Here is a 21,534-nt window from a genome sequence, read left to right on the forward strand (position 1 = left end):
GGTGGCGCCGCTCAGCCCCTCGGCCGGATCAGCCCCTCCTGGGCGAGCGTCGCCACGAGCGTGCCGTCCTCGAGGAACACCCGCCCGAGCGAGAGCCCGCGGGCGCCGCTGGCCGAGGGCGACCACTGGTCGTAGAGCCACCACTCGTCGGCGCGGAACGGCCGGTGGAACCAGATCGTGTGGTCGATCGAGGCCATCTGCGTGGTGTTCGGGTGCGCGTCGGCGTGGGCGACCATCGACGCGCCGAGCAGGCTGACGTCGCTGGCGTAGGTGAACGCCGCGAGGTGCACCACCGGGTCGTCGGGGAGCCGGTCGCGCAGCCGGATCCACATCCGCGCCTGGGCCTGGTGCCGGGCATGCGCGGGCAGCCCGGTCTGCGAGTTGCCGAGGTAGCGGACGTCGAGCGCGGACCACTCCCGGCCCAGCGCGTCGGCGTCGCTCGTCCCGCGACCGCGCATCAGCCCGACGAGGTCGAAGCCCTCGTCGGGACCGCCGACCGCCGGCAGGGCGTCCTGGTGCTCGATGCCGTCCTCGGGCAGCTGGAAGTCCAGCGTCTGGTAGTAGATCGGCCGTCCGTGCTGCCGCGCGACGACCCGGCGGGTCTGGAACGCGCGGCTGTCGCGGATCCGCTCGACGTCGTACACGATCGGCACGGAGTAGTCGCCGGCGCGCAGGAAGTAGGAGTGCAGCGAGTGGACGGCGTACGCCGGGTCGACGGTGCGGGTGCCCGCGACCAGCGCCTGCGCGGCGACCTGCCCGCCGTACACACGGGCGCGCTCGGAGTCGGGCTGGCTGCCGCGGAACAGGTCGAGGTCGATCTGCTCGAGGTCGAGGAGCGCGACCAGCTCCTCCACCGCCCCGGCGTCGTCCGCGCTCACCGGCGCACCCGGGACGGGTCGAACTTCCGCAGCAGCGCCTCCTGGGCGACCGTGGCGACGAGCGTGCCGTCCTGGGTGAACACCCCGGCCGTCACCAGCCCCCGCCCCCCGCCGGCGAACGGCGAGGTCTGGTCGTAGAGCCACCACTCGTCGGCACGGAACGGCCGGTGGAACCAGATCGTGTGGTCCAGCGAGGCGACCAGGGTCGAGCCGTCGCCGACCCGCGCCCCGTGGGGCACCAGGGCGGCCCCGATCAGGAACATGTCGGAGAGGTAGGTGAACGCCGCCGCGTGCAGGAGCGGGTCGTCGGGCAGGGCCGAGGAGACCTTCAGCCAGCACCGCTGGACCGCGGGGTGCTCGGCGTCCTCCGCGAGCCGGCCGTCGCCGGAGCTGCCGACGTACCGCAGCGCGGCGACGTCCCACTCGCTGTCGCCGCTGGTGTCGCGGTCGGGGTCGAGCTCGGCCATCGCCTCCCGCGGGTCGATCGAGTCCTCGGGCGAGGTGACCTGCGGCATCACGTCCTGGTGCGCCCAGCCCTCCTCGGCGACCTGGAAGCTCGCGGTCAGCGCGAAGATCGGGCGGCCGTGCTGGCGGCCGAGCACGCGGCGGGTGGCGAAGGAGCGGCCGTCGCGGAGGTTCTCGACGTCGTAGATGATCGGCGCGGCCGGGTCGCCGGGCTGCAGGAAGTAGGAGTGCAGCGAGTGGACGGCGTACGCCGGGTCGACCGTGCGGGTCGCCGCCACCAGGGCCTGGGCCGCCACCTGGCCGCCGTAGACGCGCGGGAGCAGGGAGGTCTCGGTCGCCCCCCGGAACAGGTCATCGTCGATCTTCTCGAGGTCCAGCAGCGCCACGAGGGCGTCGGCGTCGCGCGGCACTCAGGTCCCCTTGTCGTCGTCGGGGTTCTCGAGGCCGGCGAGGAACTGCTCGAACTGCTGGCCGAGCTCCTCGCCGCTGGGCAGCGGCTCGTCGGCGGCCAGCAGGCTCGCGCCGGACTCCTCCGCACGCTCGAAGGCGTCGTACTGCCGCTCCAGGGCGGCCACCACGTCGCCGAGCTCCTCGTTGGCCGAGAGGTAGCGGGCCACCTCGGCGTCCCGGTCCTCGGCGTCGGCGTTCAGCCCGGAGAGGTCGATGGTCAGCCGACCGGCGATCTCGACCTGCTCGAGCAGCGCCGCGGAGGCGCGCGGGAAGTCCAGCTGCGCGAGGTAGTGCGGGATGTGGGCGACGAAGCCCATCGCGGCGTGCCCCCACTCCCCCAGGCGTACCTCGAGCAGGGCCTGCGCGCTGCTGGGGATCCGCAGCTCGCCGCGCCACGGGCTCTCGCCGGTGATCAGCGAGGGGTCGTTGGCGTGCGAGGTCAGCGCGATCGGCCGGGTGTGCGGCACCGCCATCGGCACCGAGCCCATCGCGACCGTGCGGGTCACCCCGAAGCGCTCCACGACGTCCTTGACCGCCCGGCAGAACGCCTCCCACCGGTTGTCGGGCTCGGGCCCCTGGAGCAGGAGGTACGGCGTGCCGCCGCTGTCGTGCAGCAGCCGGACGACCAGCCGCGGCGCGTCGTACGCCTCGTAGTGGTCGCGCACGAACGACACGGCCGGCCGACGGGCGCGGTAGTCGTGGAACTGGTCGACGTCGAAGGTCGCCACCACCAAGCCGCCGTCGTCGAGGTCGGCGAGGTGCTGGGCCGCCCGCGCCGCGGCGTTGCCGGCGTCGAGGAACCCGTCGAGCACCAGCACCATCGTCAGGGCGTCGCGATCCGCGCCGGTGCGCTCGTCGAGGTCGGGGACCTCGTCGACGATGTGCACGAGCCTGGATTCCTGCGTCACGAGGGCAACCCTAGTGGGCAGGTCGGGGTGACCGCGCACACGTCCGGGAGCGGTCACCGCCGTTGTTACCGGCGGGTAATCTAAGCGCCGTCCCACCCTGCACCCGCTACCTCAGGAGAACCGTGCCCCGACAGCTGCGAGAGGTCGTCTTCGTCGACGGCGTGCGCACCCCCTTCGGCAAGGCGAACGGCCAGTACGCCGAGACCCGTGCCGACGACCTGGTCATCACCTGCATCCGCGAGCTGATGCGCCGCAACCCCTCGCTCCCGCCGGAGCGCGTCGACGAGGTGGCGGTCGCCGCCACCACCCAGATCGGCGACCAGGGACTCACGATCGGCCGCACGGCCGCGCTCCTCGCAGGCCTGCCGCAGAGCGTCCCGGGCTTCGCGATCGACCGGATGTGCGCCGGCGCGATGACCGCGGTGACCACCACCGCGTCCGGGATCGCGTTCGGCTCCTACGACGTCGTGATCGCCGGCGGCGTCGAGCACATGGGCCGCCACCCGATGGGCGAGGGCGTCGACCCGAACCCGCGGATCCTCTCCGAGCGGATCGTCGACCCCGACGCGCTCGTGATGGGCAAGACGGCCGAGAACCTGCACGACCGCTACCCCACGATCACCAAGGAGCGCGTGGACGCCTACGCCGTGCGCTCGCAGCAGAAGACCGCCGCGGCGTACGACGCCGGCGCGCTGCAGCGCGACCTGGTTCCGGTCGCGACCCGCTCCCGGGAGCTCGGCTGGGGCCTGGCCACCACCGACGAGCCGATGCGGCCCGGCACCACGATGGAGTCGCTCGCGGCGCTGCGGACGCCGTTCCGCGCCCACGGCAAGGTGACCGCGGGCAACGCCGCCGGCATCAACGACGGCGCGACCGCCGCCCTGCTCGCCGACGAGGAGACCGCGCGCGAGCTCGGTCTCCCGGTGCGGATGCGCCTGGTGTCCTACTCCTACGTGGGCGTCGAGCCCGAGGTGATGGGCGCCGGGCCGATCCCGTCGACCGAGAAGGCCCTGGCGCAGGCCGGCCTGACGATCGACGACATCGAGGCCTTCGAGGTCAACGAGGCGTTCGCCGTGCAGGTGCTCGCCTTCCTCGAGCACTTCGGCATCGACGACGAGGACCCGCGCGTCAACCCCTACGGCGGCGCGATCGCGACGGGCCACCCGCTGGCCTCCTCCGGCGTGCGGCTGATGACCCAGCTGGCGCGCCGGTTCGAGGAGCGCCCCGAGGTCCGCTACGGGCTGACCACCATGTGCATCGGCATCGGCATGGGCGGCACCGTCATCTGGGAGAACCCGCACTGGACTGGAGAGGCTGCCTGATGAGCGACCTGACGACCCTGCTGACCCGCGCCCAGGAGATCTCCTCCGACGCCGAGCGCGTCACCGACGCCAAGCTCCGGAAGGTCACGCTGCCCTCCGTGGACGGGCGCAGCGCCGGCGTGATGGGGCTGATCACCCTCGACAACGGCGAGGACCACACCAAGCCCAACACCTTCGGGCCGCGCGGCCTGCTCGCGCTGAACGCCGCGATCGACGCCGCCCTCGCCGACGCCGAGATCACCTCGATCGGCGTCACCGGCAAGCCGTTCATCCTCGCGGCCGGCGCCGACCTCACCTCGATCTCGGGGGGCGGCGCGGACGCCGTCCGGGTGGTCGCCGAGCTCGGGCACGCGGTCTTCCGCAAGCTCCAGGACGGGGCCGCCGGGCGGGCCAAGCCGTCGTTCGGCTTCGTCAACGGCCTCGCCCTCGGCGGCGGCCTCGAGGTCGCGCTGCACTGCCACCACCGCACGGTGATGGACAGCGCGGCGGCGCTCGGGCTGCCCGAGGTGATGCTCGGCCTGGTCCCCGGCTGGGGCGGCGCGTTCCTGGTGCCGAACCTGGTCGGCGCGGACCGCGCGGTCACCCTGATCGTCGAGAACCCGCTCAACAACGGGAAGACCCTCGGCGGCCGCGCGGCGTACGAGCTCGGGCTCGCCGACGCCTGCTTCTCCGGCGCCGACTTCCTCGAGCAGTCGCTGCTCTGGGCGGCCCGGGTGCTGACCGGCGAGGTCGTCGTGGAGCGGCCCGAGGTCGACCGCGGCGACGCGTGGGCGGCTGCGGTGGCCCGCGGCCGCCAGGTCGTGGCGGCGCGCACCGGTGGCGCCAGCCCGGCCGCCGCCCTCGCCGTCGACCTGATCGAGGCCGCGCGCACCGCGACCCGCGAGGAGGGCTTCGCCGCCGAGGACGACGCGCTCGAGGCGCTCTCCCGCACCCCCGAGATGATCGCGTCGCTCTACGCCTTCGACCTGGTGCAGAAGCGGGCCAAGCGGCCCGCCGGCGCCCCCGACCGGTCGCTGGCACGCCCGGTCACCAAGGTCGGCATCGTGGGCGCCGGCCTGATGGCCAGCCAGCTCGCGCTGCTCTTCGCGCGCCGCCTCGAGGTGCCGGTCGTGCTGACCGACCTCGACCAGGAGCGCGTCGACAAGGGCGTGGGCTACGTCCACGCCGAGGTCGACAAGCTGCTCGCCAAGGGCCGGGTCGGGCAGGACAAGGCCAACCGGCTCCGGGCGCTCGTCACCGGCGCCGTCGACAAGGCGGAGGTCTTCGCGGACGCCGACTTCGTCATCGAGGCGGTCTTCGAGGAGATGGCGGTCAAGAAGTCGGTCTTCGCCGACGTCGAGAAGGTCGTCTCCGCCGAGTGCGTGCTGGCCACCAACACCTCCTCGCTCTCCATCACCGAGATGGCGGCCGACCTCGAGCACCCCGAGCGGGTCGTCGGCTTCCACTTCTTCAACCCCGTCGCGGTGATGCCGCTGCTCGAGGTCGTCAAGGGCGGGGCCACCTCCGACGTGGCGCTGGCGACCGCGTTCGCCACCGGCAAGGCACTGAAGAAGACCACGATCCTGGTCAACGACAGCCCGTCGTTCATCGTCAACCGGCTCCTGGGCCGGTTCATGAGCGAGGTCAGCCGGATCGTCGACGCCGGGACGCCGATCACGACCGTGGACGGGTCCTTCGCCGGCGTGGCGCCGATGCCGCCGTTCACGCTGATCGCGCTGGTCGGGCCGGCGATCGCGCTGCACAACACCGAGACGCTGGCGGCGGCGTTCCCCGACCGCTTCTACGTCTCGCCCGCGCTGCAGCGGGTCGTGGCGGCGCGGAAGCCGGCGTACTTCGGTCCGGACGGGCAGCTCGACCCCGAGGTCGAGGCGCTGCTCGAGACGCCGGCCGAGCCGGTCGTGCTCGAGCCCGCCGAGGTCCGCACCACGGTGCTGACCGGGCTGGCCGAGGAGGTGCGGCTGATGCTCGAGGAGGGCGTCGTCGCGGCTGCCGAGGACCTGGACCTGGCGATGATCACCGGCGCCGGGTTCGCGTTCTGGAACGGCGGGCTGACCATGCTGCTCGAGCGCGAGGGGCTGGGCAGCTTCCACTGACCGATGGCCTCCTGGCGGTCCGGCGTCCGGATGGCGGGGAAGACGTGTCCTTGACCACCGTTTGCCGGACCGTCGGGCGGGGCAAGGTAGGACGTCAATCCAACCTGCTGATCGGAGCACTCGTGAACACCCGCACCATTGCCGTCGCCGCCCTGGTCATCGCCGTGATCCTGCTGCTGGTCCTGCTCCTCTGAGATCCCCGGCGGTGCGAGTCCGCTGAGCCCGGCGGCGCCTGATCAGGCGCCGCCGAGGCCGGCCTCGCAGGCTCGGATGATCGCCCCGCCGACCCGCCGTCACGCCCTAGGCTCACCGCCATGGTCGAGCTGGACGTCTCCGTCGGTGCACGGTCAGTCATGGTGCGCGACACCGGAGAGCCGGACGGCGCCCCCGTCGTGCACTTCCACGGCACGCCCGGCTCGCGGCTGGAGGTGGACTTCGGCGCGGAGACAGCCCGCCGGATGGGCGTGCGGCTGATCACCTTCGACCGGCCCGGCTATGGCCGGTCCGATCCCGCTCCGAGCAGCCTGGAGCTCGTGGCGAGGGACGTGGAGGTCATCGCCGACACCCTCGGGGTGGGGCAGTTCGCGGCCTCGGGCTGGTCAGGTGGCGGACCGTACGCCCTGGCCACCGCCGCGGTGCTGGCGGACCGCGTGACCCAGGTCGGCGTGTCGGGCGGGCTCGCGCCCGTGCAGCAGATGCCGGGTGCCCGCGAGACACTGGAGGACAACGACCTCCGTGCGCTCGCCTACCTCCCCGACCAGCCCGCCCGGGCGGCCGAGCAGTTCTTCGTCGGCAACGAGGACCTCCTCGCCGCGATGATGTCGGTCCTCGACGACGAGCAGGCACCCTGGGTCGACTGGCTGTGGGGTCTCAGCGACCCTGAGGTGGTCGCCGACCCCGCCGCGAGGCAGGCGCTCTTCGTCTCGTTTCGTGAGGCGTTGCGGCAGGGTCCCATGGCCATCGCCTGGGACAACGTCGCCTTCGTCGGGCCGTGGGGGGTCGACCTCGACGACGTCGGCTGTCCGGTCCACCTCTGGTACGGCGACCGCGACCAGATGGTGGCGGCGTCCCATGGCCAGTGGCTCGCGCAGCAACTGCCGGACGCTCAGCTTGTCGTCTTCCCGGGAGAGGGCCACCTGCTGCCCCTACGGCACTGGGACGAGATGCTTGGGACCCTGCGCCCCCGGGACCCTGGCACCGATCGTGCCCAGGGCGGCGCGGGGTCGTCCCGGCCTCGTTGAGCAGCACCCTCAGGGCGAATGGTCCCCCGCCCCGGTCCGGAGGCCACCCGGCTCACCGTCCCGCCGACGGCGCGGGGGTCTCCCCCGCGCCGTCGGTCTGTGACGGGGACGGGACCGGCGTCAGCGGCGGCATCTCGGACGGCGTCGGGATCGGCGTCGGCGGTGCCGGCGGCCGCTCCCCGAACGTGGTCACGATCAGCCGCCCAGCCTTCTCGGCGAGGTCCCCGGGCCGCAGCCCGAGCCGGTCGCGCAGCAGCCGGTCGGGGTCGGCGCCCGGGGCGCCCATCTCGTCGAGCAGCGTCCAGAGCACCGTCTCGTCGTAGCTGCGGGCGAGGTACTCGCACGCCCACCAGGCCAGCGCGTAGTGCTCGTCGGAGGCGTCGCCGTTGAACGTGCCGTCGGCGGGCATCTCGTCGAACCCGGCCTCGGCGGCGGCGACCGCGGCGGCGGGGACCACCCGTACGGCGGGCGGCAGCGGGCTGACCGAGACGTACTCGGCGATCCCCTCGCTCAGCCACACCGGCACCGTGTCGTCCCGGGGGCCGAGCACCACGTGGGTCAGCTCGTGCCTGACCAGCCGGTCGCGGGCCGCCCCCGGCTTGTCGAGCATCCGCGGGTGCAGCGCGAACCGGGTCGCAGCCAGCTCCTCCTCCCCCGGCGCGGCGGCCACCGGGAAGGCGACACCGTCCAGCTCGTCGGGGTCGCCGCCGGGGACGTCGTCGATGGTGCCCAGGAAGGCGGGGTCCGAGAGCGCGTAGAGCACGACCGTGCGCGACCAGTCGTAGGGCACCACCGCGGAGACCTCGTCGATGCCGCGCTCCACCGAGCGCAGCAGCGTGCCGGAGGCGGGCAGGCTGGCGGCGTCGAAGACCCCGAGGACGCCGGCGCCGCTGCGTACCTCCACCGGGCCGAGGTCCCACGGCTGCGGGCGGACGTCGTTCTCGCGCTCCCAGGCCTCGTCGGTGACCGAGGTGAGCACCAGCCGCTCCGGGCGGTTCGGCCGGGCCCGGAACCGGAACCGGTCCGGCCGGACGACGGGCACCGCGTCGTACCCGTCCAGCCGGAGGTGCTCCTCGACGACCACCCAGTAGTCGTCGCCGTCGCGCACCAGGTCGGCGGGGTCGAAGGTGTAGCGCAGCTCCGCGACCGGGAGCTGGCGCAGGTTGGCGAACCAGGTCAGCTGCTCGCGGCGCAGGCCGGCGTCGCGCCCGAGGCCCCGCTCGAACGCCCGCCGGTCGGCGCCGGCGACCGCCCGCGCCCGCGCGCCCAGGGCGCGCTCCAGGCCGGCGACCACGTCGGGCGGCGGGGTGTACGACGACCCGGGCCCGGCGGGCTCGTCGTCGTCGCCCAGCAGGGCGCAGGACGCGAGGAGGGGGGCGAGCAGCAGCCCGGCGACGGCGCAGCGGGCGCGCCGGCGGCGTGCGGAGGGGTCAGGCGTGGCGTTCGGCATCGAGGGGAGAACGATCCTCGGTCATCGAGGTCATGTCCTCGACGATGCCGAGGGCGAGCGCCTGCGGCGTGAGCCCGATCCGCTCCAGGATCGCCGCCCGCTTGGCGTGGCCGAGGAACTCCTGCGGCACGCCGTGCAGGCGGAACGGCGTAGTCACGCCGGCCTCGTTGAGCGTCTGGAGCAGCACGGCGCCGCAGCCGCCCACCTTGCCGTTGTCCTCGATGCTGACCACCAGGCGGTGCTCGCGGGCGAGCTCGACGATCGCGGGGTCCACCGGCTTCACCCAGCGCGGGTCGACGACGGTGACGCCGATGCCCTGGGCGACGAGGCGGTCGGCGACGTCGACGGCGATCTCGTTCATCGAGCCGACCGCGACGACGAGCACGTCCTTGCGGCCGTTGCGCACCAGGACGTCGGCGCCGCCGGCCTTGCCGACCGCCTCGATGTCGGCGGGCGGCGGGCCCTTCGGGAACCGGACCACGGTGGGCGCGTCGTCGACCTGGACGGCCTCGTTGAGCAGCTCGCGCAGCCGGGTGGCGTCGCGGGGCGCGGCCAGCCGCAGCCCGGGGACGACCTGGAGGAACGACATGTCCCACATGCCGTTGTGGCTCGCGCCGTCGTCACCGGTCACGCCGGCGCGGTCGAGCACGAAGGTGACGCCGCACTGGTGCAGCGCAACGTCCATCAGCACCTGGTCGAAGGCCCGGTTGAGGAAGGTGGCGTAGACGGCGACGACCGGGTGCAGGCCGCCGATCGCGAGGCCGGCGGCGGACGTCGCGGCGTGCTGCTCGGCGATGCCGACGTCGAAGGTGCGCTCGGGGAACCGCGCCTGGAACTGGTCGAGCCCGACCGGGTGCATCATCGCGGCGGTGATCGCGACGACGTCCTGGCGCTGCTGACCGATGTGCACCATCTCGTCGGCGAACACGTCGGTCCAGATCCGGCCGCGGGCCTTCTCCTCGCCGGTGGCGATGTCGAAGGGCTGCGGGCTGTGGAACTGGTCGGCCTCGTGGCGCTCCGCGGCGTCGTACCCGAACCCCTTGCGGGTGATCGCGTGCACGATCACCGGGCCGCCGAACCGCTTGGCCCGGGCCAGCGCCTGCTCCATCGCCGGGCGGTCGTGGCCGTCGACCGGCCCGACGTACTTCAGGCCGAGGTCCTCGAAGAGGCCCTGCGGGGCCACGGCATCCTTGAGCCCCTTCTTCATCGCGTGCAGGGCGTCGTACGCCGCGGGGCCGACGCCGGGGACGGCGTGCAGGCGCTTGCGGACCAGGTCGAGGACCTGCTCGTAGCGCGGGTTGGTGCGCAGCGTGGTGAGCGCGTTGGCGAGGCCGCCGATGGTCGGGGTGTAGGAGCGGCCGTTGTCGTTGACGACGATGACCAGCCGGCTGTCCTTGGCGATCGCGATGTTGTTGAGCGCCTCCCAGGCCATGCCGCCGGTGAGCGCGCCGTCGCCGATGACCGCGACCGTGTGCCGCTCCTCGCCGCGGATGGCGTAGGCCTTGGCGATGCCGTCGGCGTAGCTGAGCGCGGTCGAGGCGTGGGAGTTCTCGACCAGGTCGTGGTCGGACTCCGCCCGGCTCGGGTAGCCGGACATCCCGCCCTCCTGGCGGAGCTTCGCGAACTCCTCGACGCGGCCGGTCAGCAGCTTGTGGACGTAGGACTGGTGCCCGGTGTCGAGGACGACGCGGTCGTGCGGGGAGTCGAAGACGCGGTGGATCGCCAGCGTCAGCTCGACCACGCCGAGGTTGGGGCCGAGGTGGCCGCCGGAGCGGGAGCAGGTGGCCACCATCAGGTCGCGGATCTCGCTCGCGAGGGCGGTCAGCTGGTCGTCGGAGAGGTCGCGCAGGTCGCGCGGGCCGGTGATCGACTCGAGGAGACCCATGGCGCGATCGTACGTGGTCAGAGGGTGAGGACTGCGATCGCGGGCTCGTGCAGGCTGCCCATCCAGACCCGTCCCTCGTGCTCCCGCACGCCGGTGACCATGTGGTACTCGCCGCGGTGCTGGGCGACCGGCACGTCGCAGTCGTGGACGAGCCGCCCGCGGTCGTCGTACGCCTGCACGCGGACGGTCTGCTGGGGCTTGGGCTGGAGCCGCTGCGGGATCTTGGTGGCCACCCGGCGCACCGGCATCGGCGCCGTCTGCAGCCGCTCGACCACAGGGTCGCGCGGGCTGGAGATGGTCACCCAGATCAGGCCGTCGCTGCCGCGGGCGATGTTGTCGGGGTAGCCGGGCAGGTCCTGGCAGAGCAGGTCGCGCATGCCGGCGCGGTCGCCGGTGAGCCAGCGGCGTACGACGGTCCGCGCGCCGGTCTCGGCGACGCAGACGAAGTCCTCGTCCTGGCTCAGCGCGACGCCGTTGGCGAAGGCCAGCTCGTCGAGCACCACCTCGACGGTGCCGTCGGGGTCGAGGCGGAGCAGCCGGCCGGTGCGGGTGTTCTGGAGGAAGTCGTCCTTCCAGCGCTCGATGCCGTACGCGGTCGAGGAGTCGCTGAAGAAGACGGTGCCGTCGGAGGCGACCGCCGCGTTGTTGCAGAAGAGCATCCGGGTGCCGCGCACGCTGTCGACGACCTGCTCGACGGCGCCGCTGGCGGTGTCGATCCGCAGCAGCCCCCGCTTCGCGTCGCAGACGATCAGGCGGCCGTCGCCGTCGAGCTCGATGCCGAGCGGGCGGCCGCCGGTCTGCGCGATCCGGTCGACGTGCGAGCCGTCGTGGCTGACCCGGTAGATCGCGCCGTCGGCGGTGCCGGTGAACACGGCTCCCTCGTCGCGGCCGGTGGTGCCGACGACCACGTCCTCGGCGCCGTCGCTGGGGACGGGGATGACGGTGAACTTCCCGCTGGGGCTCATCGGGTCATGCTCCTGTACTGGTCGGAGTCGAGGAACTCGGGGACGATCCTGCTGGCCGATGCCGTGAGCGGCAGCCGGCGGGCCTGGTCAGGGGCGACGAAGACGATCCGCCGCCCCTCGCCGACCACGATGTCGGCGTCGGTGAGCGTCGTGGGCGCGAGGTAGACCCGCATCGTGTCGTCGCTGTCGTAGGCGTCGTGGTGCACGTCGTACTCGCGCCAGAAGCGGAGCGCCGGCGGCTCGAGCACGACGCCGGTCTCCTCCGCGAGCTCGCGGTAGGCGGCCGGCTCGAAGTCCTCGCCGTCGTCGACGTGCCCGCCGACGAGGCCCCACTTCTCGGGGTCGATCGCGGGGTGCTCGTCGCGTTCCTGGAGGAGGACCCACCCACGGGGATCGACGAGCAGGACGCCGGAGAACCGGTGCATCGCGCCACCGTAGCGGCCCTAGGGTGACGCCATGCGCGTGCGCCCGCTCTCCGTCCTCCTCGCCACCGCCGCGCTCCTCCTCGCGCCGGTCCCGGCGGTCGCCGCGCCCGACCTGACCGGCTACGCGCTGGGCAGCACGCCGCCCGCCGTCGTCGTCCGGGACGCGCCCCGGCTGAGCACCCTGACCGTCGTGGGCGTGAGCATCCGGGCGTCCGGCCGCGGCACGACCCGGCCGCCGCGCGACACCCTCCGCCTGGGCCGCGTGGCCCGGGCGCAGGGCGTGCGCACCGAGCTGCTGGTGAACAACTGGAGCAACCGGCTGGAGGGCTTCGACCAGCGTGCGGCGGCGCGGCTGCTGCGCGACGACGACCGGGTGCGCCGGGTGGCGGCGCGGGTCGCCCGCCTGGTCGCCGCGGGCGGCTGGGACGGCGTGAACCTCGACCTCGAGCGGCTGCGCCCCCCGGACGGCCCCGGGCTGGTGCTGCTCGCCGCCGAGCTGCAGCGCCGGATGCCGGCGGAGGCCTCCGTGTCCGTCGACGTCTCGGCACGCGGCACGGTCGAGGCCTACCGGGCCGCCGGCTACCGGCTCGGCGCCCTCGCCCGCGCCGTCGACGTGGTCCAGCTGATGGCGTACGACCAGCACGGCCCGACCTGGTCCGGCCCCGGGCCGATCGGGTCGCTGGACTGGCAGCGCCGCTCGCTCCGCGCCCTCCTGCGGGCGGTGCCGCGCGAGCAGGTCGACCTCGGGGTCGCCGGCTACGGCTACACCTGGCCGTCCCGCGGTCGCGTCGGTCGCACCGTCACCGTCGCCGGCGCGCGGGCGCTGGTGCGTTCCCGCGGCGGGCGGCCGGTCTGGCGGGCCGCGGTCGGCGAGTGGCGCGCCCGCCTCGACGACGGCACCGTCGTCTGGTGGTCCGACCGCCGCTCCCTGCGCCGCCGCGAGCGCCTCGCGACCCGGCAGGGCCTGCACGGCGTCGCCCTCTGGCGCCTCGGCTCCGCCGACCCCCTCTGACCGGAGGTCGAGCAGCGAAGGCGCGCAGCGCCACCCCCGGAGGTTGAGCAGCGAAGGCGCGCAGCGCCACTCCGGAGGTCGAGCAGCGAAGGCGCGCAGCGCCTGAGCGATGTCGAGACCCCGCAACCCGACGTACGACGCCGGGTCGGCGCTTGTGTCCGCGACCAGAACCCGATGGTCTCGATACACCTCGCTCGTCCCTCGCGAGGCACTCGACCAACGAAGGCCGCACGACCCCGGAGGTCGAGCAGCGAACGGCGCGCAGCGCCACCCCCGGAGGTTGAGCAGCGAAGGCGCGCAGCGCCTGAGCGTGTCGAAACCCGGTGACCCGACGTACGACGCCGTGGTCACGGTCCGCGCGCAGGCTGCGGGGGTTTCGACACGCTCGCTGGCGCTCGCTGCTCAACCACCGGAACGGGTCGCTGGCGCTCGCTGCTCGACCACCGGAACGGCTCGCTCGCTGCTCAACCACCGGTGACGCGGGTCAGTCCTGCGGCACCCGCTCCAGGTCGGCGAGCCAGGCGGCCGGGCTGGCGTCGGACGGCATCCGCCAGTCGCCGCGGGGCGACATCGTGCCGCCGGCGGAGACCTTGGGGCCGTTCGGCAGCGCCGACCGCTTGAACTGCGAGGCGAAGAACCGGCGGATGAAGACGTCCATCCACCGCCGGATCTCGGCGAGCTCGAACTCGACCCGCCGGTCGTCGGGGTAGTTGGGCGGCCAGCCGCCGGTGTCCGCGTCGTGCCACGCGTGCCAGGCGAGGAAGGCGATCTTCGAGGGGCGCTGGCCGTAGCGCAGGACGTGGAAGAGCGTGAAGTCCTGCAGGGAGTACGGCCCCACCGACGACTCGGTGGACTGCGGCAGCTCGTCCTCGCGGGTCGGGATCAGCTCCGGGGTGATCTCCTGGCCGACGATCTCCTGGAGCACCTCGTCGGTCTCCGCCTCGAACTGGTGGGTGCTGATCACCCAGCGGATCAGGTGCTGCACCAGCGTCTTCGGGACGCCGGCGTTGACCGTGTAGTGCGACATCTGGTCGCCGACGCCGTACGTGCACCAGCCCAGCGCCAGCTCGGAGAGGTCGCCGGTGCCGAGCACGATGCCGCCGCGGTGGTTGGCGAGCCGGAACAGGTAGTCGGTGCGCAGGCCGGCCTGGACGTTCTCGAAGGTGATGTCGTAGACCTCCTCGCCCTTCGCGAACGGGTGGCCGAGGTCCTCCAGCATCTGGCCCGCCGCAGCGGTGATGCTGATCTCCTCCATGGTGATGCCGAGCGACTCCGCGAGCCGCCAGGCGTACCCCTTGGTGGTGTCGCCGGTGGCGAACCCCGGCAGCGTGAAGCCGTGGATGTCGGTGCGCGGCCGGCCCAGCCGGTCCATCGCCTTGGCCGCGACGATCAGGGCGTGCGTGGAGTCCAGGCCGCCGCTGATCCCGATGACGACCTTCGGGTGGCCGATCGAGTGCAGCCGCTGCTCCAGGCCGGAGACCTGGATGTTGTAGGCCTCGTAGCAGTCCTGGGCGAGCCGCTCGGGGTCGTCGGGCACGAACGGGAAGCGGTCCACCTTGCGCCGCAGCCCGATGTCGCCGGCCGGCGGCTCGAGCTCGAACTGCACCGTGCGGTGCTCCGGGCCGATCGTGCGCCGGTTGTCGTCGAAGGTGCCGGTGCGCATCCGCTCGAGGCGGGTGCGGTCCAGGTCCAGGTCGACGACGGTACGGCGGGGCCCGTCGGGGAACCGCTCGCTCTCCCCCAGCAGCTCGCCGTGCTCGTAGACCATCGTCTGGCCGTCCCAGCTCAGGTCGGTGGTCGACTCGCCCTGCCCGGCCGCGGCGTACACGTAGGCCGCCAGGCACCGCGAGGACGCCGAGGCGGCGAGCAGGTGCCGGTCGCGGGCGCGCCCGACCGTGATCGGGCTGCCGGAGAGGTTGGCCAGCACGGTCGCGCCGGCGAGGGCGGCCTCGGCGCTGGGCGGCACCGGCACCCACATGTCCTCACAGACCTCGACGTGCAGCACCAGGCCCGGCACGTCGGTGGCGTCGAAGAGCAGGTCGGGGCCGATCGGCACCTCCTGGCCGGCCAGCACCACGGTGCCGCCGATGTCGTCGCCCGGCGCGAACCAGCGGCGCTCGTAGAACTCGCGGTACGTCGGCAGGTACGACTTCGGCGCGACGCCGAGGACCCGGCCGCGGTGGATGATGACCGCGGTGTTCAGGACCCGGTTGCCGTGCCGGATCGGCGCGCCGACCACCAGCACCGGCAACAGGTCGGCCGAGGCCGCGACCAGCTCCTCGATCGCGGCCACCACCGCGTCGAGCAGCGGGTCCTGCAGGAACAGGTCGTCGAGGGCGTACCCGGAGAGGCACAGCTCGGGGAACACCGCGACGGCGACGCCGTCGTCGTGGCAGGCGCGCGCCTGCTCGAGCACGGTGCGGACGTTGGTGGCGGGGTCGGCGATCGCGATCGGGATCGTGCACGCGGCGACGCGGGCGAACCCATGGGCGTAGGCGGAGTAGAAGTCCACGCCCGGGAGTTTCCCACGCACCGACCCCGGCATGCGCCGGCCGACGTCGGGTCAGGCCCGGGCCAGCACCGTCCACGCCGCGGCGGTGACGTCGAAGGGGCCGTCCGGCAGCCGCGCGGCGCACGCCTCCCGCAGCCGGTCGCGCTCCGCCGGCGCCAGCCCGGCGACGTACTGGCCGGCCGGGCCGACGCCCAGCGTGTACGGAGTCCACCAGTCCTCGAAGGAGCCGAACCGCGCCGTGACCTCGAGTCGGGTGTCGGCCTCCACCCGCAGGCCGGCGGCCTCGCAGAGCTCGACCAGGTGCCCCGACCGCGTCCCGGCGCGCGGCTCGTCCGGCACCCCCGGGCCCACGTCGCTCGCCGCCGCCCAGAACACCGCGAGCGGCCCCGAGACCCGCTCGTCCCACACGCACGCCCCGACCAGCCCGCCGTCCCGCACGACCCGGCCCATCTCGCGCAGCCCGGCGACCGGGTCGTCCATGAAGTGCACGACCAGCTGCGCGAGCGCCGCGTCGTACGACGCGTCGGCGAACGGCAGCGCCTCCGCCGCGGCCTCGCGGACGTCGGCGCCCGGGCAGCGTTCGCGCGCCGCCGCCACGAACGGCGGCGAGGGGTCGACGGCCGCGACCGCGTCCGCACCGAGCCGGTCGACCAGCCGGGCCGTCAGCGTCCCCGGCCCGCAGCCGACGTCGAGCACGCGCTGGCCCGGACGCGGGTCGGCGAGCTCCACGAAGGCGTCCGCCAGCGGCTCGGCGTACGTCCCCATGAAGCGGGCGTACGCGTCGGCGCCGATCTCGGACCACATGCCGCCACGCTAGAGCAGGTCGGTCGCGAACGACACTGCGTACGACGCGGGCCAGCACGTCACCTGGGAGAGCTCGCCGGACTCCACGTCCCAGGCGACGAGGTACTCCGTCGCGTCGCCGAGCGGCAGCACCGAGGCCAGGACGGTGTCGTCGTCGAGCCAGCCGACCGGCGCGAGGTTCTCGCCACCGACGTAGTAGCCGCTGCGGTCGCGGACCGGGAGGAACGCCCGCGTCCGCAAGGTGGAGCGTTCCACCGCGACCAGCGCGTCCGCGTCCTGGGGCTTCCTCGGCAGCGCGTAGCTCAGGTCCGAGCGTGCCAGGGCGACCGATGTGTCGGAGGCGGCGAGCCGCTGGATGCCCTCCAGCGGCGACGTCCAGGTGCGGCCCAGCTCCTCGCCGTCCCGCCACTCGCGGAGCTCGCCCAGCGCGGTCGTGTGCACGACCGTCCCGTCCGGCGCCACGTCGTACGGCGCGTGCTCGGCGAGGAAGGGCAGCTCGCGCTGGGACCCGCCGGCGAGATCCACCTCGACGGCGTTCCGGTGGTCCTGCACGACGACGCCGCTGCTGTCGGGCAGCCAGGAGAGGCCGGCCTCGCCGGTGCTCACCTCCGCGATGTCGGCGGTCCGCCACTCGCCGTCCGCGAGCGGCCGCCAGGCGAGACCGGCCGCGCCCACCGCGGCGACCGTGGTGCCGTCCGGCGAGAGCACCACGTCCCCCCGGCCGATGCCGCGCGGCAGGTCCAGCACCGCCTGCCCGCCGTCGGCACCGACCAGCAGCGCCCCGTCGGGACCGTCGAGCAGCGCGACCGCCTTGGTCACCGAGCCGGTCGTGGCCACCGGCAGCACCCGCGGCACCCCCAGGTCGAGGACGGGGAGCCCCTCGACCCCGCGCGGGTCCCAGACGTCCTGCACCAGCCGGGCGGGGATCGGCGGCGCGACCGGCTGATCGGTCGCCGTGGGCGAGGCAGGGTCCGCGGGCGTCTGCTCGGCACGCGGGTCGTCGGCGGCCACCCGGACGCCGATGACCAGGGCGAGGACCGCGGCGGACGAGGTCAGCACGGCGACGGCACCGCGGCGCCGCAGCCGGCGACGCCGCGCCTCGGCGAGCGCGCCCGCGGCGAGGCCGGGCGCCTCGACGCCGTCGGTGGCCCGGTCCAGGACGTCGTGCAGGGGCAGGTCGTTCATCGGGTCCTCCCGATCAGGTCCAGCAGCTCCGGGGCGCCGGAGCGCAGCCGCGCGAGCGCCGCGGCGTTCTGGCTCTTGACGGTGCCGACGGCGATGCCGAGCACCTCCGCGGTCTCCCGCTCGGTCAGGTCGTCGAAGTGGCGCAGCACCACCACCGCGCGCTGTCCGGGGCTCAGCCGCGCCAGCGCCCGGCGTACCACCATCGCGGTGTCGGGGTCGGAGGAGACCGCCTCCTCGGTGACCGCCGCGACGCTCACCTCGTGCCGCCGCCGGCGCCACCACGAGACGTTGTCGCGCACCACGATCGTGCGGGCGTACGCCGTGGGGTTGCCGTCGCGCAGCCGCGGCCAGCGCAGCGCCACCTTGACCAGCGCCTCCTGGACCAGGTCCTGGGCGCGGTGCTGGTCGCCGGTGAGCAGGTACGCCGAGCGCAGCAGCCGTCGCTCGACGCCGGCCGCCCACGCCGTGAACTCCTCGGTCAGCTCGCGCTGGTCCATCCGACCTCCTCGACCCACGAACGCTCGCACGGTGGCCCGTGGTTGGGGCGGGTTCGATGAGTTCGGCCGCGGTCGGGAGTCAACCCGGCATGACGCCCACGACATCGATCCGGCCGTGCCTGTGGTTCGACGACACCCTCGAGCAGGCGGCCGAGTTCTACACCGGGATCTTCCCGAACTCCTCGATCGGCCACCTGGCCCGCTACACCGAGGCCGGCCCGGGCGAGCCGGGCACCGTGATGGCCGGCGAGTTCACCCTCGACGGCACCACCTTCCAGGGCATCAACGGCGGTCCCGGGCACGCCGGCTTCACCGAGGCGGTCTCGTTCAGCATCGCCTGCCGCGACCAGGCCGAGGTCGACCACTACTGGGACGCCCTGGTCGACGGCGGCGAGGAGTCGATGTGCGGCTGGCTCAAGGACCGCTTCGGCCTGTCCTGGCAGGTCGTCCCCACCCGCCTGCACGAGCTGCTCTCCGACCCCGATCCCGCGCGTGCCCAGGCCGCCGCCCAGGCGATGCTGCAGATGCGCAAGATCGTCGTCGCCGACCTGGAGGCCGCCGCCGGCGCCGTGGGCAGACCGGCCGGCCCGTGACCAGCGTCACGACCGCTGTGCACCCCGTTCGGGCCTAGCCTGGGGGCCGTCCGTGGACTCCGTCAGGGAGCCGCGAGATCGACCAGGACGGAGCTCGACATGAGCGAGGAGACCGCGCCGTACGGCACCGGTCCGGCCCAGCAGCCCGCACCCGCCGGCGGCACGCCGGCGAGGCGGATCCGCACCCACCACCTGCGCGAGATGAAGCAGCGCGGCGAGCGGTTCGCGATGCTCACCGCCTACGAGCAGTACGCCGCGCAGACCTTCGACGAGGCCGGCATCGAGGTGCTCCTGGTCGGCGACAGCGCCTCGAACAACGTGCTGGGCAACGAGACCTCGCTGCCGATCACGGTCGACGAGCTGCTCCCGATGGTCCGCGCCGTGACCCGCGCGGCGAAGCGGGCGCTCGTGGTCGCGGACCTCCCGTTCGGCTCCTACCAGGCCTCGCCGGAGCAGGCGTACCTCACCGCCGTCCGCTTCATGAAGGAGGCGAACGCCCACTCCGTGAAGCTCGAGGGCGGGCTGGCGATGGTCCCCCAGGTGCGCAAGCTCGTCGAGGGCGGCATCCCGGTGATGGCGCACATCGGCTTCACCCCCCAGAGCGAGCACACCCTCGGCGGCTACCGGGTCCAGGGCCGCGGCGACGCCGCGAGCCAGGTGGTCGCGGAGGCCCGCGCCCTGGAGGAGGCCGGCGCGTTCGCGGTGGTGATGGAGATGGTGCCCGGCGACGTGGCCGCCGAGGTCACCGCCGCCGTCGGGATCCCCACGATCGGCATCGGCGCCGGCAACCGCTGCGACGGCCAGGTGCTGGTCTGGCAGGACGCCTTCGGCCTGCGCACCGGCAAGATGGCGCGCTTCGTCAAGCAGTACGCCGACGTGCACGGCGTGCTGCTGGGCGCCGCCCGGACGTTCGCGGACGAGGTCCGGGACGGCAGCTTCCCGGGGCCCGAGCACACCTTCTGAGACGCCGGTCCGCGGGCCGTCCGGGCGGGCGCTCGCGGACTACGGTGAGGGCATGCTCAGGATCTCGGTCGCCACGGCCGCCTTCGTCTCGCTGGGGCTGCTCGCGCCGGCCCTCCCCTCCGCCGCCGTTCCCTCCGCCGCCGTCGCCGCACCGTACGACGGCGGCGGCGCGGTCGCGTCCGCCGGCGCGTCCGCCCAGAAGCGGAAGGCCCCGCGCCTGCGCGTACGCCGGGTCCTCACCGGGCTGGACATCCCCTGGGACGTCCAGGCGATCGACGGCGGCCGCCTGCTGGTCACCGAGCGCGACAGCGCGCGCCTGCTGGTCGCCGACCCCTCCGGCCGTACCCGGGCCGTCGACTTCCCGAGCGGGAAGGTCTGGGTCTCCGGCGAGACCGGCCTGATGTCGCTCGCGGTGGACCCCGCGTTCGAGAGCAACCGGCGGATCTACACCTGCCAGGGCGGCTTCCGGCGCGGCGGGCGCGACGTCCGCGTCGTCGCCTGGGAGCTGGACGAGGACGCCACCAAGGTGAGCCGGATCAGGACGCTGCTCCGTGGCCTCCCGGCGACCAGCGGCCGCCACGGCGGCTGCCGCCTGCTGATCGCCGCGGACGGGTCGCTGCTGGTCGGCACCGGCGACGCGGGCGTGTCCCGCAACCCGCGCAACCTGCGCTCGCTCGGCGGCAAGACCCTGCGGCTGGACCGCTTCACCGGCAAGCCCTGGAGGCGCAACCCGTTCGCCGGCAGCAAGCACCGCGCGAAGCGCTACGTCTACACCTACGGCCACCGCAACGTGCAGGGGCTGGCCCAGCGCAAGGACGGCTCGCTGTGGTCGGTCGAGCACGGCAGCTACCGCGACGACGAGGTCAACAAGCTGGTCCGCGGCGGCGACTACGGCTGGCAGCCCGGCCCCGGGTACGACGAGTCCTCGCCGATGACCGACCGGTCCCTGCCCGGCAAGCAGCGCGGCGCGCGGTGGCGCTCCGGCACGCCCACCATCGCCACCAGCGGCGCGACGTTCGTCCGCGGCCGCGACTGGGGCTCGCTGAACGGGTCGCTCGCCGTGGCGGCGCTCGGCGGGGAGCGCTTCTTGTTCCTGCGCTTCACCCGCGGCGGGAAGCTGAGGTCGGTCACGGTGCCCGGCGTGCTGCGCCGCTACGGCCGGCTGCGCTCGGTCTCGACGGCGCCGGACGGCGACCTGCTGGTCACCACCTCCAACGGCGGCGGCAACGACAGCGTCCTGCGGATCAGCCCCCGCTGAAGCCGCGCCGGCACCGGTGGTCGAGCAGCGAAGCCGCGCTAGCGGGTGAGCGGTGTCGAGACCCCCGCAGCCGACGAGCCGACCTCGACCACCGCCGTACGTCGACTCACCGGGTTTCGACACGCTCAACCACCCGTCGCGGTGAGCAGCACGACGCCGACCCAGACCGCCACGGCAACGGCCGGCAGCACCGCCACACCGACCGGCCGCGGGGTCCACCAGCGGCACGCCTGCACGAACAGCACCACCCACAGCACGACGAGCCCGGCCACGGCGTACCACGGCACGAGCAGCACGCTCGCGCCGTACAGGAACAGCACCGAGGCCAGCCCGGCCATGCCGACGAACGGCCAGGGCGAGGTCGCGTTCGGGTTGTAGGGACGGGTGCGCGCCACCGCGGGTGCCCTCAGTCCTCGGGCTTGTCGACCTCGTCGGCGTCGTTCCAGTCGGGGTCGTTGTCCCAGGCCTCGTTGCGCTCCTCGACCTTCTCCAGCGCGCGCGAGGCCTCGGCCTCGGAGGAGTAGGGACCGAGCCGGTCCTGGTTGCGGCAGCCGTCGGGACCCTCGACCGTCTTGTGGATGAGGCAGAACCAGTACTCCGGCACCTTCGAGTCGCTCATGGCGCTGAA

21 protein-coding genes are annotated in these 21,534 nt (G+C 73.9%); 8 read left to right on the forward strand and 13 right to left on the reverse strand.

Translation table 11 applies throughout. The features are described from left to right. Positions 1-11: 11 nt before the first annotated feature. Genes H4O22_RS12040 through H4O22_RS12050 form a run of 3 tightly spaced genes read right to left on the reverse strand, consistent with a single transcriptional unit; the run spans position 12 to position 2,701 of the window. Positions 12-878 carry an acyl-CoA thioesterase gene (locus H4O22_RS12040; protein WP_244962942.1) on the reverse strand — a complete coding sequence of 289 codons (867 nt, stop codon included), beginning with the start codon at positions 876-878 and terminating at the stop codon, positions 12-14. Then, positions 875-1,753, reverse strand: coding sequence for an acyl-CoA thioesterase (locus H4O22_RS12045; RefSeq protein ID WP_182523643.1), 879 nt, complete (start codon positions 1,751-1,753; stop codon positions 875-877). The genes H4O22_RS12040 and H4O22_RS12045 overlap by 4 nt, the downstream gene beginning before the upstream one ends. Then, positions 1,754-2,701, reverse strand: coding sequence for a PAC2 family protein (locus tag H4O22_RS12050; protein WP_182523644.1), 948 nt, complete (start codon positions 2,699-2,701; stop codon positions 1,754-1,756). A gap of 122 nt (positions 2,702-2,823) precedes the next feature. On the opposite strand from H4O22_RS12050, the gene H4O22_RS12055 reads away from it, so the two are divergent. The 4 genes from H4O22_RS12055 to H4O22_RS12070 all read left to right on the forward strand — a co-directional run bounded on the left by H4O22_RS12055 (position 2,824) and on the right by H4O22_RS12070 (position 7,357). Next, positions 2,824-4,023, forward strand: coding sequence for a thiolase family protein (locus H4O22_RS12055; RefSeq protein WP_182523645.1), 1,200 nt, complete (start codon positions 2,824-2,826; stop codon positions 4,021-4,023). Then, positions 4,023-6,116 carry a 3-hydroxyacyl-CoA dehydrogenase NAD-binding domain-containing protein gene (locus tag H4O22_RS12060; protein ID WP_182523646.1) on the forward strand — a complete coding sequence of 698 codons (2,094 nt, stop codon included), beginning with the start codon at positions 4,023-4,025 and terminating at the stop codon, positions 6,114-6,116. Before H4O22_RS12055 ends, H4O22_RS12060 begins: the two co-directional genes overlap by 1 nt. A gap of 50 nt (positions 6,117-6,166) precedes the next feature. Beyond that, positions 6,167-6,310, forward strand: a complete 144-nt coding sequence (locus tag H4O22_RS12065; RefSeq protein ID WP_182523647.1) for a hypothetical protein — start codon at positions 6,167-6,169, stop codon at positions 6,308-6,310. 120 nt (positions 6,311-6,430) lie between these two features. Further along, the gene (locus H4O22_RS12070) at positions 6,431-7,357 is read left to right on the forward strand and encodes an alpha/beta fold hydrolase (RefSeq protein WP_182523648.1); all 927 of its coding nucleotides are present in this window, start codon (positions 6,431-6,433) and stop codon (positions 7,355-7,357) included. Between the two features lie 52 nt (positions 7,358-7,409). Here H4O22_RS12070 and H4O22_RS12075 read toward each other — a convergent pair whose 3' ends face one another. From H4O22_RS12075 to H4O22_RS12090, 4 genes are read right to left on the reverse strand one after another with little or no spacing between them, the layout of a single operon-like run. Next, positions 7,410-8,807 (reverse strand): hypothetical protein, encoded by a 1,398-nt coding sequence (locus tag H4O22_RS12075; protein ID WP_182523649.1) that lies wholly within the window; start codon positions 8,805-8,807, stop codon positions 7,410-7,412. Next, on the reverse strand, positions 8,788-10,692 hold the full coding sequence (dxs, locus tag H4O22_RS12080) for a 1-deoxy-D-xylulose-5-phosphate synthase (RefSeq protein WP_182523650.1): 1,905 nt from the start codon (positions 10,690-10,692) through the stop codon (positions 8,788-8,790). The genes H4O22_RS12075 and dxs overlap by 20 nt, the downstream gene beginning before the upstream one ends. A gap of 17 nt (positions 10,693-10,709) precedes the next feature. Further along, entirely contained in the window at positions 10,710-11,657 is a 948-nt protein-coding gene (locus tag H4O22_RS12085; protein WP_182523651.1) for an SMP-30/gluconolactonase/LRE family protein, read from the reverse strand. Further along, positions 11,654-12,082 (reverse strand): NUDIX domain-containing protein, encoded by a 429-nt coding sequence (locus H4O22_RS12090; protein ID WP_182523652.1) that lies wholly within the window; start codon positions 12,080-12,082, stop codon positions 11,654-11,656. Before H4O22_RS12090 ends, H4O22_RS12085 begins: the two co-directional genes overlap by 4 nt. Positions 12,083-12,113: 31 nt before the next feature. Here H4O22_RS12090 and H4O22_RS12095 point away from each other — a divergent pair, with 31 nt between their 5' ends. Next, on the forward strand, positions 12,114-13,094 hold the full coding sequence (locus tag H4O22_RS12095; protein WP_182523653.1) for a glycosyl hydrolase family 18 protein: 981 nt from the start codon (positions 12,114-12,116) through the stop codon (positions 13,092-13,094). A 484-nt stretch (positions 13,095-13,578) separates the two neighbouring features. Here H4O22_RS12095 and H4O22_RS12100 read toward each other — a convergent pair whose 3' ends face one another. From H4O22_RS12100 to H4O22_RS12115, 4 genes are read right to left on the reverse strand one after another with little or no spacing between them, the layout of a single operon-like run. Next, positions 13,579-15,606 carry an NAD(+) synthase gene (locus H4O22_RS12100; RefSeq protein WP_182523654.1) on the reverse strand — a complete coding sequence of 676 codons (2,028 nt, stop codon included), beginning with the start codon at positions 15,604-15,606 and terminating at the stop codon, positions 13,579-13,581. Between the two features lie 51 nt (positions 15,607-15,657). Beyond that, positions 15,658-16,410, reverse strand: a complete 753-nt coding sequence (locus tag H4O22_RS12105; RefSeq protein ID WP_182523655.1) for a class I SAM-dependent methyltransferase — start codon at positions 16,408-16,410, stop codon at positions 15,658-15,660. Between the two features lie 9 nt (positions 16,411-16,419). Next, positions 16,420-17,595, reverse strand: a complete 1,176-nt coding sequence (locus tag H4O22_RS12110) for a hypothetical protein (RefSeq protein WP_182523656.1) — start codon at positions 17,593-17,595, stop codon at positions 16,420-16,422. Then, positions 17,592-18,092: a SigE family RNA polymerase sigma factor gene (locus H4O22_RS12115; protein ID WP_182523657.1), complete on the reverse strand. Its 501-nt coding sequence runs from the start codon at positions 18,090-18,092 to the stop codon at positions 17,592-17,594. Before H4O22_RS12115 ends, H4O22_RS12110 begins: the two co-directional genes overlap by 4 nt. An 89-nt stretch (positions 18,093-18,181) precedes the next feature. Here H4O22_RS12115 and H4O22_RS12120 point away from each other — a divergent pair, with 89 nt between their 5' ends. The 3 genes from H4O22_RS12120 to H4O22_RS12130 all read left to right on the forward strand — a co-directional run bounded on the left by H4O22_RS12120 (position 18,182) and on the right by H4O22_RS12130 (position 20,906). Beyond that, positions 18,182-18,685 carry a VOC family protein gene (locus tag H4O22_RS12120; RefSeq protein WP_182523658.1) on the forward strand — a complete coding sequence of 168 codons (504 nt, stop codon included), beginning with the start codon at positions 18,182-18,184 and terminating at the stop codon, positions 18,683-18,685. Between the two features lie 99 nt (positions 18,686-18,784). Further along, a complete protein-coding gene (gene panB, locus H4O22_RS12125) occupies positions 18,785-19,648 on the forward strand; it encodes a 3-methyl-2-oxobutanoate hydroxymethyltransferase (protein WP_182523659.1) in 864 nt (287 codons plus the stop codon). A gap of 52 nt (positions 19,649-19,700) precedes the next feature. Beyond that, positions 19,701-20,906 carry a PQQ-dependent sugar dehydrogenase gene (locus tag H4O22_RS12130; RefSeq protein ID WP_182523660.1) on the forward strand — a complete coding sequence of 402 codons (1,206 nt, stop codon included), beginning with the start codon at positions 19,701-19,703 and terminating at the stop codon, positions 20,904-20,906. Between the two features lie 125 nt (positions 20,907-21,031). On the opposite strand, the gene H4O22_RS12135 is transcribed toward H4O22_RS12130, so the two are convergent. Then, complete coding sequence (locus H4O22_RS12135) at positions 21,032-21,301, reverse strand: hypothetical protein (protein ID WP_244962943.1); 270 nt, start codon at positions 21,299-21,301, stop codon at positions 21,032-21,034. 11 nt (positions 21,302-21,312) lie between these two features. After that, positions 21,313-21,525 carry a hypothetical protein gene (locus tag H4O22_RS12140; protein WP_182523661.1) on the reverse strand — a complete coding sequence of 71 codons (213 nt, stop codon included), beginning with the start codon at positions 21,523-21,525 and terminating at the stop codon, positions 21,313-21,315. Positions 21,526-21,534: the final 9 nt, after the last annotated feature.

Origin of the sequence: Nocardioides dongkuii, from assembly GCF_014127485.1 — a bacterium.
In the GTDB taxonomy this organism is placed as follows: domain Bacteria; phylum Actinomycetota; class Actinomycetes; order Propionibacteriales; family Nocardioidaceae; genus Nocardioides; species Nocardioides dongkuii.